Genomic DNA, 17,727 nt, shown 5'->3' on the forward strand with positions numbered 1-17,727 from the left:
TATTAATCTATTCTTTGGTTAAGGCTAATTAGATAGCTAAGCTTCTAAATTACAACTTATTGGGTGTTATGGATAAACAATGTGTAATTTTATCCAAGATGGATTAACAATACAAAAACCGTACAGAATTAAAATAAAAAATCCGTAAAAAGCTGATAATTAGCTAAATACGGATTTTAAAAGTACTCGAGGCGGGACTTGAACCCGCACGGGCAATAATGCCCACAGGATTTTAAGTCCGGCGTGTCTACCAATTCCACCACTCGAGCAGGACTTAATTTTCAGTATTTTGATTTTTCTGGTTGTGAATCAAATTCTTTAAGAATTCCTTTCCATACCCAGATTTTAATTTTTTCTCTTCAACTCTGGCTTCAAGTCTTGTTTTAAATTCTTTTTTAAAAATTAAAACAAATGGTCTGTAAGGCCTTGTCGTTTTATTTTTACCTAAGTTATGTTCTTTTACTCTTCTTTCAATATCAGAAGTGATTCCGACATAAATATAGTTTCTTTCTAAACTATTTAAAGCGTATGTGTAGAACATAATTCTATTTTAAAAGTCTGTCTACCAACCTGCCTGCCGGCAGGTTCCACCACTCGAGCTTGTCTGCCGTAGGTATGACAGGACTTTTATGTAAAAAAAAACTCCACCCGTGGTGACTGAGCGGAGTCGAAGTCGAGCGAAAAACGGGATTCGAACCCGCGACCTCCACCTTGGCAAGGTGATGCTCTACCAACTGAGCTATTTTCGCATTTTAAAGAACGCTGCACTCTTTCCAAGCGCGGATGCAAATTTATAATATTTCTTTTAAAATGAAAGAATTTTTTTAGGAAGAAGCCTTTTTCTTTTTGCCCAAGAGTCGTTTGATCTCGTTTAATTTCATCAAAGCCTCCACAGGTGTCAGTGTATCAATGTCCAAGTGCAATATTTCTTCTTTGATCTCTTCCAACAGGGGGTCGTCCAAATTGAAAAAGCTGAGCTGCATCTCGCTCTGGGATGCTTGCAGTTTATCCGTCATCTCTTCGCTGGAGTGCGATTTTTCCAGTTTTTTAAGGATTTTGTTCGCCTTTTGGATTACTTGTTGGGGCATTCCCGCCATTTTCGCCACATGGATTCCAAAGCTGTGCTCGCTTCCGCCAGGTACCAATTTTCGAAGGAAAAGTACATTGTCCTCTAATTCCTTTACCGAAACATTGTAGTTTTTGATGCGGGAAAACGTATTGGTCATCTCGTTAAGTTCGTGATAATGTGTGGCGAACAGGGTCTTTGCCTTGGCAGGGTGCTCGTGCAGATATTCGGAAATGGCCCAAGCAATCGAAATACCATCATACGTACTGGTACCCCGACCTATTTCATCCAAGAGCACCAAACTACGCTCCGAAAGGTTGTTCAAAATCGAAGCCGTTTCGTTCATTTCCACCATAAAGGTCGATTCACCCATCGAAATGTTGTCGCTAGCTCCCACACGCGTAAATATTTTGTCCACCACCCCCAAATTGGCCTCGGTGGCAGGGACAAAACTTCCCATTTGTGCCAAAAGGACAATAAGTGCGGTTTGTCGAAGCAGAGCCGATTTACCACTCATGTTCGGCCCCGTGATCATAATAATCTGTTGCTCTTCACGGTTCAGGAGTACATCGTTGGTCACATAGGCATCACCAATGGGCAATTGCTTTTCAATAACGGGGTGTCTCCCTTCTTTGATGTCGATATCGGTGGAATCATTCACCACAGGCGCCACATAGTTGTTCTCCTTGGCCAGTTGAGCAAAACCGCAAAGGCAGTCCAATTGCGCGATAAGTTGAGCGTTCAACTGTACAGGAGCAATGTGTTCCTGCATCCAGACCAATACTTGCTCAAACAGTTGTTGCTCCAATTGATAAATACGTTCTTCAGCGCCTAGAATCTTGGATTCGTATTCTTTAAGTTCCTCGGTAATGTAGCGTTCTGCGTTTACCAAAGTCTGTTTGCGTATCCAACTTTCAGGTACTTTGTCCTTATGGGTGTTTCTAACCTCGATGTAGTAGCCAAAAACGTTGTTGGATGCAATTTTTAGTGAAGTGATACCTGTTTCCTTGGTTTCGCGCTCCAGCATTTTGTCCAAGTAATCTTTGCTGGAGAAAGCCAGTCCACGTAATTCGTCCAACTCTTCGGAATAGCCTTGGGCAATGGTGTTGCCCTTGGCAATGTTCACAGGAGCCCCTTCGTTGAGCACTTCTTTGATTTTGGAGCGGAGGGCATCACAGTCGTTCAAACGCCCACCGATATTTTTGAGGGAATCGTTGGTGCTGTTTTGGGCCAATTGCTTGATGGGAACGACTGCTTCCAGTGAATTTTTAAGCTGAACCACCTCTTTTGGGTTGATTTTACCTGTGGCCAGTTTGGATATCAATCGCTCCAAATCCCCCATTTGTTTAATGTAGCCTTGAATTTTGTTCAGTTGTTCATCTTCATTCTTCAAATAAGAGACAACCTGATGCCGTTGCTGGATTTTTTCAACATTTTTTAAGGGGAGGGCCAACCATCTTTTCAACAGTCGCCCGCCCATTGGGGAAATCGTCTTGTCAATTATGTCCAGCAAGGTCACTGCATTTTGATGCGAGGAATGGTAGAGTTCCAGATTTCGAATGGTGAAACGGTCCATCCACACATATTCCTCCTCCGCAATACGCTGTATTTTATTGATGTGTTGTAATCGGCTGTGCTGTGTTTCGGACAGATAGTGCAGTACCGCACCCGAAGCAATAATCCCGTGGTTGAGATGGTCTATGCCAAAACCCTTTAGTGTTGTTGTCCCAAAATGATGGTTCAAGCTCTCCTCGGCATAATCTTCCTGAAAAATCCAATCTTCCAAAAAGAAGCTGTGGAATTGATTGCCAAAGCATTCCACAAAATCCTTTTTATGGCTTTTGGATACCAAGACTTCGTTCGGTGAAAAATTTTGAAGCAGTTTGTCCACCTGTTCCACCGACCCTTCGGACGTTAGATATTCCCCTGTGGAAATATCCAAAAAGGAAACCCCCAATTTGTTTCTCCCAAAATGAACGGCGCACAAAAAGTTGTTGCTCTTCGCGGTCAGAATATCGTCATTTAACGCAACCCCGGGCGTAACCAGTTCGGTAACCCCTCGTTTTACAATGCTTTTGGTCTGTTTGGGGTCTTCCAATTGGTCGCAAATGGCAACGCGCTGTCCAGCCTTCACCAATTTTGGTAAATAGGTGTTCAGCGAATGGTGCGGAAAACCTGCCAATTCCGTTTTATCGCCGCCATTGTTCCTGTGTGTAAGTATAATGCCCAGTATTTTGGCGGCCTTTACCGCATCTTCTCCAAAGGTTTCGTAAAAATCCCCAACACGGAACAGTAGCAAGGCATCAGGGTGTTTTACCTTAATGGCATTGTACTGCTGCATCAACGGGGTTACTTTCTTTATTTTTTTCTTGGCTGCCAAAGCGATTTAGTTATCTATTTTGAAAATTATAAGTCCCAAATCGGATTGCATAAACTTTGGATTCGAACAAAATTTTTAAACATTTTGTCATTCCGCACGGATGCTGAGCGTAGTCGAAGCACGATGCGGAATCTATAGAATCTTAGTTTGATGGATTCCTGTTTTCACAGGAATGACAATCCTTAGGCGAAATATTCTCTTATTTTTGCCCAAAAGTGGGATAGAAACGAATATATTGTTTTCATAGCCCATCAAAAATTTTTGTTGATATTTTTGCCCCAATGTTTAAAAAATGAGTCGAAAACTGGAAAATAACGAGCTGGACCGATTGGATGTGGCCAGATTCAAGGATGCGGAAAAATCTCCTATCATCGTCATTTTGGACAATGTTCGTAGCTTGAACAATATCGGTTCCGTCTTCCGTACTGCAGATGCTTTTTTGGTACAGAAAATTTATCTCTGTGGCATTACGGCCACACCACCCCATAAAGATATTCGGAAAACAGCTTTGGGCGCTACCGAAAGTGTGGATTGGGAATATAAAAAAGATACTTTGGAGCTTGTTGGGGCCTTGAAGCAGAAGGGTGTAAAGATAGTTTCGGTGGAACAGGCCGAAAATGCTGTAATGCTCAACGATTACCAAGCTAAACCAGATGAAACGATAGCTTTGATTTTTGGAAATGAGGTGAAAGGGGTATCGCAGGAAGTGGTGACTGCCAGTGATACTGTTTTGGAAATCCCCCAGTTCGGCACTAAGCATTCTTTGAACATCTCGGTAAGTACGGGGGTAGTGGTATGGGACATTTGGTCCAAACTAAATGCCCAAAAATAAAGAGGCCCTGAAAAACAGGGCCATATATAAAGTCTGAGTTAGTTAGTTTCCCGAATTGAGGATGCTAATAAAATAAAACCATTCGTTATATCCAAACATTTTCCAAAAATTCTCTTAAATGTTTAACGAAAGTATATTGTCCTCCAGCTTTTTTAAAATGAATTCGTAATCGGCTGGGTTATGCACAAAATCCAACTCGCCCATATCCACAATCACACTGTTTTGATTGGGGTTTCCCTTAATAAAATCAAGGTACCCTCGGTTGATTTTTTCTAGGTAAACAGGGTCTATGTTCTGTTCATAATCACGCCCCCTTTTTTTTATGTTGGCTAACAACCGTTCGGTATTTTGGTAGAGGTAGAGATATATTTCTGGCTTTCTTACTTCTTTGTACATAAAGCTAAAGACCTTTCGGTATAGATTGTACTCCTCTTTTTGTAAGGTAATCTTGGCAAAGATCAACGATTTAAAAATGTCATAATCGCTCACCATAAAATTTTTGAAGAGGTCAAACTGTGAGGTGTCATCCATAAATTGCTGGTACCTGTCCGCCAAAAAGGACATTTCCAAAGGAAATGCATAGCGTGTTTGGTCTTCATAAAATTTGGGGAGAAATGGGTTGTCCGCAAAACGTTCCAACACCAGTTTGGCATTAAAATCTTTGGCGATCATTTTGGACAAGGTGGTTTTTCCTGCGCCAATGTTTCCTTCAATGGCAATAAGCTGCAATTGGGAAAAAAGTCCTGACCGATCTTTAAAAAGCTTGTGCTTGGTTTTGGTGAGCCTGCTTTTGTCCCTACATTCCTGTAAAAGATTTCGGGTGTCCTTGTACAGCACAGGATGGTAAAATTGTGGTGCTATATCTCCCAAAGGCTTTAAAACAAAGTTTCTGTGCTGCATTTGTGGATGTGGAATCACCAAATCATCATTATTTATGACCTCTGATCCAAAATAAATAATATCGATATCCAAAGTTCGCGAACTATATCCACCTTCTGCGGAACGGATTCTGCCGAACTCTTTTTCAATCTGCAACAAAACATTTAACAACTCCTCGGGGTTGAACGGTGTTAATAGCGATATTACAATGTTTAGAAATTGATCGCCCTCGAAACCCATCGCAGGATTTTCATAAACCGAGGAAATATCCAAGATTTTTCCCACTCTCTGTTCAATGCGAAAAATGGCTTTTTGGAGGTTCGCAAGGCGATTTCCCAAATTACTGCCCAATGAAAGATATACCTTTTGCTTTCTGCCCATAATCGAATAAACAAAGTAAACAAAACAATACTACATTGGTTATATTTGATGCGTATTAAATTTTATTGAATGAAGTTTTTAAGAAACCTACTGGCCTCAATTTTGGGGAGCTTGGTGGCATTTGGAATATTGATGGGGATGTTCTTCATCTTTTTGGCCCTAATGGGAAGTGTGGACGATGGTGTTGTGGTAAAGAAGAAATCTGTGTTGGAACTCAGTTTTGTCGCCCCTATTTTGGATTATACAGGAAAAGATGAGACCGACCCCTTTGCTGCCTTTAGTGGTGAAGAACTCGGTTTGGATGAAATACTGCACGCTATCGAAGTTGCCAAGAATGATGACAATATCGAAGGTATTAGCATTACCACAGGTTATCTGATGGCAGGAGTCGCCCAAACCCAAGAAATTAGGAAAGCGCTGTTGGATTTTAAATCGAGCGGAAAATTTGTAATGGCACATTCCGATGTGTATGCACAGCGGGATTATTACTTGGCCAGTGCAGCCGATGAGGTATACATTAACCCTGTTGGTGTTTTGGATTTTAAGGGACTGGCCACCGAAGTGCTTTTTTATAAAGAGCTTCAGGAAAAATCCGGGATTAAAATGGAAGTCATCCGCCACGGAAAGTACAAAAGTGCCGTGGAGCCCTTTCTTTCCGATACCATGAGCGAAGAAAACCGTACTCAGATCAAAGAATTGATCACTTCTATTTGGAACGTTATCGTGGACGATATTTCGGAATCTCGAAACATTACGCCCCAAAACTTGAACATCATTGCCGATACCCTTGGAGGAAGAACACCAGAGTATGCGGTGACTTCGGGACTCTTGGATGGAGCCTTGCATTACGATGAGTACGAGGAACTGCTCAGGGAAAAAATGGAGGTGTCGGAAGATGACGAACTAAACTACGTGGGGCTTAGGGATTATGTGCAGAAAGCCAACAGAAAGAGCATCAGAACAGGGGCGGACAAGATAGCCGTTATCTATGCCCAAGGTGAAATTTTGGGTGGAGAAGGTGGAAAAGATTACATAGGACAAGACCTTATTGTGGATGCTTTGCACAAAGCAGTGAACAATGAGCGTGTTAAAGCCATTGTACTGCGTGTAAATTCGCCGGGAGGCAGTGCCTTGGTCTCAGATATTATTTGGAGGGAAATGCAGTTGGCCAAAAAAGAAAAGCCTTTGGTGGTTTCCTTTGGAAATGTAGCGGCTTCCGGTGGGTATTATATCGGCGTGGGAGGCGATAAGATTTTTGCCGAACCTACTACGATTACAGGATCTATAGGTGTTTTTGGTACCATTCCCAACGTTCACGGGCTAGCAAAAAATATGGGGATAAATGCGGAGCAAGTGGGCACCAATAAAAACTCTGTAGATTATTCCTTTTTTGAACCCATGACCGATTCCTTTCGCAATGTGATGCAAGAAAGTATTGAGGAAACTTATGACACCTTTTTGGACCGCGTATCCAAAGGCCGAAATATGCCTGTGGAACGCGTAAACGAAATCGCCCAAGGCAGGGTTTGGAGCGGGGTAGATGCCCAAGCACTGGGCTTGGTGGACGAACTCGGTAGTTTGGACGATGCTATTGCCGCCGCTGCCGATATGGTCGGCTTAAAAGATTATGGCGTCCGTAAATACCCCAAATACAAATCGGATTTTGAGCGGTTTATGGAAGATTTTGGGTCGGTTAAGACCAAATTGGGAGAGTCCATCATACAAGAGGAAATAGGTACGGAAGCCTACGAAGTTTTGAAGGAGTTCAAGCAATTTACCAAACAAGAAGGTGTCCAGGCCAAGATGCCGTTCAGTCTAAAAATTAAATAAGTCGATTATAATAGTTCTTTATTGAACTTTTAAACCGTATATGACGCAAAAGGACAAGAAGTTAGCATTTTCCATATATCTGTATCTCGGAGCACTGTTCATTACCTCTTTGGTAGTGTCCAACCTTATCTTCCAAAAGTTTTTCTCTTGGAACCCCTTTGGGGATGTTACCGTTTTCGGGGCGCCGCTTTTTGAACTTTCGGTGGGAATTTTACCTTATCCCATCACTTTTTTGATCACCGATTTGGTCTCCGAGATTTACGGGCAAAAAAAAGCCAATCAGGTGGTAACGGCAGGTATTTTTGCTTCGATTTTCTCCATGGGCATCATTTTGTTGGCCAATTATTCCAGTGCTATACCAACATCACCTGTAGATGATGCGACTTTTACTACTGTATTTGGTTTGTCGCCCCTTGGTGTATTGGCTTCGATGTTGGCTTATTTAGGAGCTCAATACATCGATATTACCATTTATCACTTTTGGAAACGGCTCACAAATGGTCGGATGTTATGGCTCAGGAACAATTTTTCAACCTTTTCATCCCAGTTTATAGATACTTTTACCGTTGTAGGGCTATTGTGCATTTTTGGTGTGCTTCCTTGGGATAAATTCTATGGATTGTTGATAAGCGGTGTTATTTTTAAGATGATGATTGCCCTGCTCGACACCCCTTTGCTCTATTTTTTCGTATATCTAATGCGAAAAAGATTTAACTTAAAAATAGGGGAAGAAATTTCTTTGGATTGACAACTTCTCCTTTAATTTGTTGTAAAACATACAAGTATGAAGAAAAAAGTCCTAAAAATTACCGCAATAACCCTACTTTTCCTACTAGCAATAATCATTGCTGTCCCGTTATTTCTTCAAGGTAAAATTGAAGAAATCATCAAAACAAAAGTAAACAACAGTATAAACGCGACCTTGGATTTCGAAAAGGCAGACCTTAGTCTTCTCAGAAGTTTTCCAAATGCGAATGTTGAACTGACCAAACTCTCTTTGGTCAACAAGGCTCCGTTTGAAGGCGATACCCTTTTCGCATCCTCCGAAATTGAACTCTCGATGTCCATAAAGGAACTGTTCAAGTCGGCAGATGAACCCATTGTCATCAAAACTTTGAATATTGATGGTGCCATATTGCACATAAAAGCAGATGCGGAGGGCAACGCCAATTACGACATCGCCAAAGAAAGCGAAACAACGACTTCCGAAGTACCGGAAGAAACCAGCAGCAACTTTACCCTGAACATGGATTCCTATGCCATTACCAATTCTGAGATTATTTATGAGGACCTAGACAGCGGAATAAAATTGGACATTTCAGAAATGAACCATTCGGGAACCGGAGACCTTTCCTTGGAAAAATCAGAATTAAAAACCCTTACCGATGCTTTGGTGTCCTTTGAAATGGATAGCACCAAATATCTGAACAAGAACAAAATCAATTTGGATGCACTCATCGGGATTGATTTGAGCGAGAACAAATACACTTTTTTGGAAAACAAGGCCATGATCAATCAATTGCCTTTGGTGTTCGATGGTTTTGTGAAGGTCAACGAAGACAATCAAGAAGTGGATATAACTTTTGAGACACCATCATCGGACTTCAAAAATTTTTTGGCGGTGATACCAGAAGCCTACGCTTCAAATATTGAAAACGTACAGACCACTGGAAATTTTGAGGTGAGTGGTGAATTTAAAGGTGTGGTGGACGATGAACATATTCCAACCTTCAAAATTGCGATCAACTCGGAAAATGCATCGTTCAAGTACCCTGATTTGCCCAAATCAGTGCGCAATGTGTATATCGATACCGAAATCAACAACGAAACGGGAATCACCGAAGACACTTATGTGAACATTAACAGGTTGTCCTTTCTTATTGATGAGGATAAATTCAACTTGAACGCAAAAATTCGCGAATTAATGGGCAATACCAAGGTAAATGCCCACATGGACGGAAGCATCAACTTAGCGAATATTTCCAAGGCCTATCCCGTGCCGGACGATTATAACCTCAAAGGGATCTTGAATGCCGACGTCACCACCGCCTTTGATATGGCTTCTTTGGAGAAAAAACAGTACCAGAATACCAAGACCAGCGGAAAAGCATCGGTATCTGGTTTTGAATATGCTTCCGAGGAGCTTAAGAATCCTGTTGCCATTAACACCGCGGCAGTTACCTTTAACCCGAATACAGTTACCCTAGACTCCTTTACTGGTAAAACGGGAGGTACGGACTTTGATGCCAAGGGCACCCTTACCAATTTGTTGGGCTTTATGTTCAACAATGAAAATATTGAGGGAAACTTTACACTGGCTTCCAATAAGTTTGCCCTGAACGATTTTATGGTCGAGGAAACCGAAGCGGTGGAAACGGAAGGTTCAGAAGAAGAAGAAAAATCGGCCCCAATCGGGGAGGAACGCATCAAAATACCCTCGTTTTTGGATTGTACCATTGAGGCTGTTGCCAATACGGTGGTGTACGATAACCTTAACCTGAAAAATGTAAAGGGAACCTTGGTCATCAAAGATGAAACGGCGACGGTAAAAAACCTTACTTCGGACTTGTTCGGGGGCACATTGGGCTTATCGGGGTCTGTATCGACCAAGCAAGAGGCCTCAACATTTGATATGAGTCTTGGAATGAACAATTTCAATGTTGGAGAATCTTTTGCAGGATTGGAACTTTTTAAAGTATTGACGCCTTTGGCCAGTGCAATAAATGGAAAGCTCAATTCGGACATAAAAATATCGGGTAACTTACAAGATGATTTCACGCCAAACTTGGCCACCATTTCGGGCAACCTTTTGGCAGAGCTCCTAAATCCAACGGTAGACACCCAAAAAGCACCTTTGGTATCGGCTTTGGACAGTAAGCTTAGTTTTTTAAACACCAAGGAAATTAATTTGGACGGGCTTAAAACTGCGTTGACTTTTGACAATGGTTCGGTTAAAGTGAAACCCTTCACCTTAAATTACAAGGATATTGCCATTGATGTAAATGGAAGCCACTCGTTCGACAAGCAAATGAATTATTCGGCCACTTTGAATGTGCCTGCCAAATATTTGGGTACAGAGGTGACTAAATTGATTGCCCAATTGAACGATGACAGCCTGGGTGAGGTTACCGTGCCCGTAACTGCCAATATTGGAGGTAATTTTACCAATCCATCCGTAAGTACCGATTTAACGTCGAGCGTAAAAACATTGACTGCCAAGTTGGTGGAAATGCAAAAACAAAAATTGATCAACCAAGGCAAGGACAAGGCAAAAGACCTTTTATCCGATGCCTTTAAAAAAGATGAAACCGATACGACTTCGACCAAGTCCGGTGGGGTTAAGGAAGCCATTGGGAATATATTGGGAGGCAAAAAGGACACATCTGCAACGGATAGCACAAAGGCCAAAAAGGAGGACGAAGTAAAAGATGCTGCCAAATCCATTTTGGGCGGACTGCTCGGCAAAAAGAAAAAGGATACGGTAAACTAAAAAGACAGTTATTTGTCAGTTTAAGTGCAGTCGAGAATTTAAAATGTTCTAATAGTCATTGGGTTTCGACTGCGCTCAACCTGACAAAGCAAAAATCTTGTCACTTTTTAAACCGCTTCTTTTTATTCCTTTATTTCGGTATCGATGGTTTTCAGAATCTCATCTATACTTTGCATTAAAGGATTGTAATGAGTTGTCTCCGTTTTTATACTTGTTAGGATGAACATAAGCATATTGTTCTCAAACTCTTTTGATAATAGTAGATTGCGGTTGCTAGTTTGTTCAGAACTTTCAGGAAGCCCCAGTTCGCTAGAAACACCGGTCAGGTCGTAAATGGTTTTAATACTATTTACCTTGCTACGAAACATATCAATGATTTTGTCCCTTTCCGTATCAAGCATAATTTCCTGTTTAGATACATCCTCCATGAAAGAAATCCAGTTGGTTAGCAAAATCCGCAAGCGTGGGTTAGATATGTCCTTTAAACTTCCTGAATTGATCATTTCTTCCAATAGGGAATTGTTGGGATTGAAAGATATATCAAATGCAAAGGCATTATAGAGCAAATTGGCAAGCTCCTGCTCGTTCGGTAAAGCCTCTGTGTTTTGCATGTAGATTACAATTTTTTTGGCATCCTCATAACTTTGTTTGTTAAAAGAGATGAGTTCTTTTAATTTGATTTGGCTGGTTTCGAACTCATCCCTAAGCCCTGTAAGATAGATTTGTTCCTTCTCCTTTTTTATGCTGAGCTCGTTGGCATTGTTTATGGCAAGGGCAATAAGAATACCTATTACCACTAAAACAATTTCGCCTAAGGCATACAAAATGTAATTGCTGACTTTTTTCTTGGCAATCAATTCCTTTCTGATTTTTCTGAAAAACTTGAGCATGATTGGATTTAAATAGGAGTGTCTAATCTACAAAATTTGACTATTAGTTGTACCCTAAGACAACGGCTGTTATAATGGTAATCGCCCCAATCAAAAGCATGAGCAAAGTGGGTTTAAGTGCAAATTTTAACCATTTATCATATGGGATTTTGGCGATGGCTATTATGGCCATTAATGCACCATTGGTAGGTACGATCATATCGGACATAATGGCCCCATATTGAAAGGCCAACACGCAAACTTGTCTAGATAACCCTATTAAATCCGAAAGAGGTACCAATATGGGCATGGTTAAAACCGCTTGCCCGGAATAGCTGGGAACAGGAAAATGTAAAAGGGAGTGTGAAACCATCATAAGAACTCCAGAAGCCGCTGGAGGAAGGTATTGCAAAGGTCCAAATAAACCATAAACAATGGTATCCATGATCATTCCATCTTTCAACAGGATAGAAATGCTGTTGGCCAATCCTATAATGATACAGGCAAAAACCATTTCTTTCATCCCTGCGACATAGGTTTCGCCAGTTTTGTTCCACCCCATTTTCGCAATAAGTCCAGAGAGTATACCTAGTGCAAAAAAGCAGCCCGACATTTCGCTAAAGCCCCAATCAAATCGGATTATTCCAAAAACAACAAAGGCAAACGTAAGGGTCAACAACGATAGAATTATTTTGTTGCGAAGATTCATCGAGGTGTTTTCCGTGGCCATTTTTACTTTTTCAACCCTGTTTCTTTTGGCGTAATAGAGAAGGTAAACCGACCAGACGGCAAAGGCGATAAAGAGTGCTACGAGTCGAAAAGAACTCCCCGACAAAAGAGGTAAGGCAGCTTCTTTTTGTGCAATGATAACCCCAAAGGGGTTAGAGGGACCAAAGGAACTACCAACTACAGTGGAACCATAGCTGGCAAAAATCATGGTAAAAGCGTTGTGGCCCAAACTTTTACCGAACAAAAGCAAAATTGGGACTAGGGCCACTACTTCTTCTTGTAAACCAATGGTTGCTCCGCCTGCTGTAAATAGCCCGGCAAGCATTACAAGGGCCAAATTTTCTTTTCCCTTTAGAGATGAAACCAGTTTTGCCAATCCTTGATTAAAGGTTTCTGTTTTTTCAATAATATAAAAACAGCCTCCGATCAAAAGAATGAGAACAATTAGTTCGGCACGGTCCGCTATTCCCTTAGGTATGGAAACTATAAGGTCAAAAAAGGATGGGCTATCTGTGTCTATTTGTTGGTACGAGTCATTGACCACACGAGTAATACCGGTTTCCGAATCAACTATTCTTTCGTAAGTCCCTTGCGGTATGGTGTAAGTGAGTATCCAAACCAGGAGAATTACACCTAGGAGGATAACAAAGGCGTTGGGAAAGTTTTTCATGTTGGTGGTGTTGGTTAGAATGGTAAAGGCATATTGTTGACGCCCTAAAAACCTAACCATGATCAACAACGTGGGAGCGAAATATTTCTTTAAAATAGGTGTTTTTATCGTAAAACACCCATAATCAGGGATTTATTTTTAATGGGAAAGTATATCTCCCGAACATTAAGGATTCAAATTGGAAAGTCTGGGATTATTTGAAGGCGATCCCTACATAATAACCCTCGCTACCCCTAACATTGAATACTGTATTGTCCTCAAAAATGAGGTATTGCCCCTTAATGCCCTTAAGCACGCCTTTATAGCTTGGGGTTTTGTCCAAATTAAGGCTTTTTACCTTTTCAGGATATTGCAGCACGGGAAACTCCAAATGGGTCTCTTCTTTATCATCCAAAAAATAAGCAATGGCCTCATCTGGGATGCTTGCCTTTAACTTGTTGCGCCACGCTACCAAATCCACATCCTCAATATCATTTTTGAGCATTTTTTGCCAGCTGGTCTTGTCGCTCACATGGTCTTTGAGGGCAACCTCGGTAATCCCTGCCAAATAACGGTTGGGAACCTCTACAATTTCGATGGCCTCGTGAGCCCCTTGGTCTATCCATCGGGTTGGCACCTGCGATTTACGGGTAACCCCAACTTTAATGTTGCTGGAATTGGCCAAATACACAATGTGTGGCTGTAGCTGCATCTTTTTTTCAAACACAAGGTCACGGTCCTCCTTGTCCAAATGGGCCGTACTCAGTTCGGGTTTCATGATCCAGTCGCCGGCACGGGGCGTTTCAAAAAAACAGGATTTGCAAAACCCCTGCCGATAAATAGGTTTGTCCTCACCACAGTTTAAGCATTGAAATTTGATAAAATCAATCTGAAGTTCCTTGTTCAGCCCTTGATTCATATTGATAAAGTCGTTCTCAAAAACCAAAAAATATTGAATGGGACTTCCGATTTCCGTTCGCATCTTCCTCAGTACTCCTTCGTATAGCATATTAAAATGAATGTATTTATCTTATTTGAAAATGAGTGTTAGAAAAGCTATTTTAGCGGTTGGACCAACCTTAGTTTCTTTGGTTAAAGATACCTAAAATGCCAATACCATTATTCAACTCCATTGCTTCTTGGTTATTGAGAAAGCGCTACCATCAAATAGAGCTTTTTTTAAAGTATCCTTTGGATGTTCAGAATGAGGTGCTGCACCAGCTTTTGGACTTTTCCAAAGATACGATGATCGGGAAACAATATGGATTTCAAGATTTGCCCAAGTATGATGAATTCCGGAATAGGGTGCCTATTGTAACCTACGAAGATGTTGCCCCGCTTATTGAGCGTACACGTAGGGGCGAGCAGAACCTGTTTTGGCCCACTTCCATTAAATGGTTTGCCAAAAGCAGCGGGACCACCAATGCAAAGAGCAAGTTTATTCCCGTAAGTACCGAGGCCTTGGAGGATTGCCATTACAAATCGAGCAAGGACTTGTTGTGCCTGTACCTCAACAACAATGAAAACTCTCAATTATTTACAGGGAAAAGTTTAAGATTGGGCGGCAGCAAGGAACTTTACGAGGATAACGGGACTTTTTTTGGCGATCTCTCTGCCATATTGATCGATAATATGCCACTTTGGGCCGAATACAGCAGTACACCGAGCAACAAGGTTTCCCTTATGACCGAGTGGGAGTCTAAATTGGAGGCCATTATTGAGGAAAGCATCCGTGAGAATGTGACCAGTTTGGTCGGCGTGCCGTCTTGGATGTTGGTATTGCTCAATCAGGTTTTGGAGAAGACAGGGAAAAACCACTTGTTCGAGATTTGGGAAAATTTGGAGGTGTATTTTCACGGAGGGGTAAGTTTTACGCCCTATAAGAACCAGTATAAAAAACTCTTGCCCAGAAAAAGGTTCAATTATTACGAAACCTATAATGCATCCGAAGGGTTCTTCGGTATCCAGGATCAAAACAATTCCGATGAGCTTTTACTGATGTTGGACTATGGGATTTTCTACGAGTTTATCCCGATGGATTCCAATGGGGAAGGAGAAGAGGCCATTCCGCTTTGGGACGTTCAACTGGGCGTTAATTATGCCATGGTCATCACGACCAATGCAGGCCTATGGCGATATAAAATTGGTGACACCATACGATTTACCTCTAAAAACCCATATCGAATCAAGATTACCGGACGTACCAAGCACCATATCAATGTATTTGGCGAAGAGTTGATCATAGAAAATGCAGAGGAAGCCTTAAAACAAGTTTGCCTAAAGACAGCGGCAGAGATAGTGGATTACACCGCCGCCCCCATTTTTATGACGGGCAAGGAAAAAGGCGCACATGAGTGGATGATAGAATTTAGAAAACCACCGGAGAGTATTGCCTATTTTACTGAAATGCTGGACAATGCCCTTAAATCCCTGAACTCGGACTACGAGGCAAAACGTTATAACAATATCACTTTAAAGATGCCCAAAGTGCATGTAGCTCGTAAGAATTTGTTCCATCAGTGGCTCAAGTCCCAGAACAAGCTGGGTGGCCAACACAAGATTCCAAGATTGTCCAATGAGAGGAATTGTATCGAGGAACTTCTTCAAATGAATATCCAATAGGGGTAGATTATCGTAAAAAATCGACATTCATCTGAGGTTTACGAAAACGTTTTCGTAAATTTGAACCGTTCACCGTAGAATTTTTTCTTTTGAACAAATAAAAGAGGATTTGCAACGTTTATTGATGAAATTCCCCCTATCAAATCTTTTTGTAAACACAAAACCATTAAAATCATGGCAGAAGAAAAACTTGTTATAATTTCAGACAAATGGGGATCCAAAAAAGGACTTTGGATAGCCTCTTATTTTGGTTATCTTCAACAGTACTACGATATTGTTTTTTACGATTGTCAACAATTGGGCAATATTGATGTTTCTATTTCCTCGGAAGAAAATATAGATAAGGCTTTTAAGGAAAACGGAATTAAAAGGGCGGTATCCAACCTGATCAAAAAGGAAACCCAACCAGCGCATTATTTAGCTTTTGGTATGGGAGCAACGGTTATTTACAAAGCTTCGTTAATGGGCTTGCCAGCAAAAACAATTACCGCTATTTCTGCTATTGGAATTGAAACAGAAGAACAAGCAGCGCCTACCGATGTGCAATTAATTTACGGTGAGTGCGATAAGTCCAAGCCCAGGTTAAAGTGGGCCAAAAGTGTTGGTGCCAATCTAAGGATTGTTCCCAATTTTGGGCACACCCTTTATTCCGATGAGAAAATTATCTCGGAGATTAGTTTGGAGCTATTGGAGAATGTTACTAAAAAAGCAGTCTAAATTAAGAGACTGCTTTTAATTTTTTCACTGTTTCGTACGAGAGCTTTTTCTCGGCATATCCTTTTGTTACCTTAAACTCTGTTTCATCACTACTAGGTAGGGAGAACATGGCGTCGGTAAAGACCGCTTCGCACAGGGAGCGCAAACCTCGTGCCCCTAGTTTGTATTCCACTGCTTTTTCAACAATATAGTCCAATGCCTGGTCGGTAATGGTAAACTTGATGTCATCCATGGCAAACAGTTTTTCGTACTGCTTGATGATGGCATTTTTCGGTTCCGTTAAAATGGCACGAAGCGTTTTTGCATCCAACGGGTTCATATGGGTGAGCACAGGGAGCCTTCCGATAATTTCAGGGATAAGACCAAACTCCTTCAAGTCCTTAGGGATGATATATTGAAGGATATTTTCTTGGTCCAGGTTTTCCTCTGCTTTGGAAGCACTGTACCCTACCGCTTGCATGTTCAAACGTTTGGTAATGATACGTTCTATACCATCAAAGGCACCACCTGCAACAAAAAGGATGTTTTCGGTATTTACCTCTATGAATTTTTGGTCGGGGTGTTTGCGGCCACCTTTAGGTGGAACGTTAACGGTGGTACCTTCCAAAAGTTTTAAAAGTCCTTGCTGAACCCCTTCCCCGGATACATCGCGGGTAATGGACGGGTTATCGCTCTTTCGGGCGATTTTGTCTATTTCATCAATAAAGACAATACCGCGTTCCGCTTTTTCCAAATTGTAGTCTGCCGCTTGTAGCAAGCGGGTCAAAATACTTTCCACATCTTCACCAACGTAACCGGCCTCGGTTAAAACTGTGGCATCAACAATGGCAAGGGGTACATTGAGCATTTTGGCAATAGTTTTGGCAATAAGGGTTTTTCCGGTTCCGGTTTGCCCCACCATAATAATATTGCTTTTTTGGATTTCGATATCCTCATCCTTGCCCTTGGGCTGCAACAATCTTTTGTAGTGGTTATAAACTGCTACGGACATTACCTTCTTGGTTCTTTCTTGTCCTATTACGAATGTGTCCAAGAAATCATGGATCTCCATAGGTTTTTTTAAGACCAGTTCGGAGGATAGATCTTGGTTTTTTGATTGCTTGGACTCTTCGGCTACAATGCTATGGGCTTGCTCAATACATCTATCGCAAATATGCGCATCAAGTCCGGCGATCAATAAATTGGTTTCCGGCTTTTTTCTACCACAGAAAGAACATTCCAAATTTTCCTTTGCCATATAATTCAATCTTCAACCAACAATAACGCAAAAAAAATGGATTTGT

General features: G+C 41.4%; 13 protein-coding genes and 2 tRNA genes. 6 read left to right on the top strand and 9 right to left on the bottom strand.

The window, feature by feature from the left end; all coding sequences use genetic code 11:
• Positions 1-183: 183 nt before the first annotated feature.
• The 4 genes from AC13CS_RS09995 to mutS form a co-directional block, all read right to left on the bottom strand.
• Positions 184-269: transfer RNA gene (locus AC13CS_RS09995), tRNA-Leu, on the bottom strand.
• Between the two features lie 5 nt (positions 270-274).
• Positions 275-541, bottom strand: a complete 267-nt coding sequence (locus AC13CS_RS10000) for a GIY-YIG nuclease family protein (protein ID WP_293167924.1) — start codon at positions 539-541, stop codon at positions 275-277.
• Positions 542-676: 135 nt separating this feature from the next.
• Positions 677-749 (bottom strand) — tRNA-Gly (locus AC13CS_RS10005).
• A gap of 75 nt (positions 750-824) precedes the next feature.
• A complete protein-coding gene (mutS, locus tag AC13CS_RS10010) occupies positions 825-3,407 on the bottom strand; it encodes a DNA mismatch repair protein MutS (protein WP_293167999.1) in 2,583 nt (860 codons plus the stop codon).
• 331 nt (positions 3,408-3,738) lie between these two features.
• Here mutS and AC13CS_RS10015 point away from each other — a divergent pair, with 331 nt between their 5' ends.
• The gene (locus AC13CS_RS10015) at positions 3,739-4,278 is read left to right on the top strand and encodes an RNA methyltransferase (RefSeq protein WP_293167922.1); all 540 of its coding nucleotides are present in this window, start codon (positions 3,739-3,741) and stop codon (positions 4,276-4,278) included.
• Between the two features lie 114 nt (positions 4,279-4,392).
• On the opposite strand, the gene folK is transcribed toward AC13CS_RS10015, so the two are convergent.
• Positions 4,393-5,538: a 2-amino-4-hydroxy-6-hydroxymethyldihydropteridine diphosphokinase gene (gene folK, locus AC13CS_RS10020; RefSeq protein ID WP_293167920.1), complete on the bottom strand. Its 1,146-nt coding sequence runs from the start codon at positions 5,536-5,538 to the stop codon at positions 4,393-4,395.
• Between the two features lie 69 nt (positions 5,539-5,607).
• Between folK and sppA the strand changes: the two genes are divergently transcribed.
• From sppA to AC13CS_RS10035, 3 genes are read left to right on the top strand one after another with little or no spacing between them, the layout of a single operon-like run.
• Complete coding sequence (gene sppA / locus AC13CS_RS10025) at positions 5,608-7,368, top strand: signal peptide peptidase SppA (RefSeq protein WP_293167918.1); 1,761 nt, start codon at positions 5,608-5,610, stop codon at positions 7,366-7,368.
• Positions 7,369-7,408: 40 nt separating this feature from the next.
• Positions 7,409-8,116 (top strand): queuosine precursor transporter, encoded by a 708-nt coding sequence (locus AC13CS_RS10030; RefSeq protein WP_293167916.1) that lies wholly within the window; start codon positions 7,409-7,411, stop codon positions 8,114-8,116.
• Positions 8,117-8,152: 36 nt separating this feature from the next.
• Complete coding sequence (locus tag AC13CS_RS10035; protein ID WP_293167914.1) at positions 8,153-10,858, top strand: AsmA family protein; 2,706 nt, start codon at positions 8,153-8,155, stop codon at positions 10,856-10,858.
• 122 nt (positions 10,859-10,980) lie between these two features.
• Here AC13CS_RS10035 and AC13CS_RS10040 read toward each other — a convergent pair whose 3' ends face one another.
• From AC13CS_RS10040 to AC13CS_RS10050, 3 genes are all read right to left on the bottom strand, one after another.
• A complete protein-coding gene (locus tag AC13CS_RS10040) occupies positions 10,981-11,748 on the bottom strand; it encodes a DUF6090 family protein (RefSeq protein WP_293167912.1) in 768 nt (255 codons plus the stop codon).
• Between the two features lie 43 nt (positions 11,749-11,791).
• The gene (locus tag AC13CS_RS10045) at positions 11,792-13,126 is read right to left on the bottom strand and encodes a Na+/H+ antiporter NhaC family protein (RefSeq protein ID WP_293167910.1); all 1,335 of its coding nucleotides are present in this window, start codon (positions 13,124-13,126) and stop codon (positions 11,792-11,794) included.
• Positions 13,127-13,319: 193 nt separating this feature from the next.
• Positions 13,320-14,114 (bottom strand): DUF2797 domain-containing protein, encoded by a 795-nt coding sequence (locus tag AC13CS_RS10050; protein ID WP_293167908.1) that lies wholly within the window; start codon positions 14,112-14,114, stop codon positions 13,320-13,322.
• Positions 14,115-14,212: 98 nt separating this feature from the next.
• On the opposite strand from AC13CS_RS10050, the gene AC13CS_RS10055 reads away from it, so the two are divergent.
• Positions 14,213-15,727, top strand: a complete 1,515-nt coding sequence (locus tag AC13CS_RS10055) for a GH3 auxin-responsive promoter family protein (protein WP_293167906.1) — start codon at positions 14,213-14,215, stop codon at positions 15,725-15,727.
• A 174-nt stretch (positions 15,728-15,901) separates the two neighbouring features.
• Entirely contained in the window at positions 15,902-16,444 is a 543-nt protein-coding gene (locus tag AC13CS_RS10060) for a hypothetical protein (protein WP_293167904.1), read from the top strand.
• Between the two features lies 1 nt (position 16,445).
• Here the strand turns inward: AC13CS_RS10060 and clpX are convergent, their stop codons facing one another.
• Entirely contained in the window at positions 16,446-17,681 is a 1,236-nt protein-coding gene (gene clpX / locus AC13CS_RS10065; protein ID WP_163625287.1) for an ATP-dependent Clp protease ATP-binding subunit ClpX, read from the bottom strand.
• Between the last annotated feature and the right edge of the window lie 46 nt (positions 17,682-17,727).

The sequence above is a fragment of the Flagellimonas sp. B-3 genome, assembly GCF_056857835.1.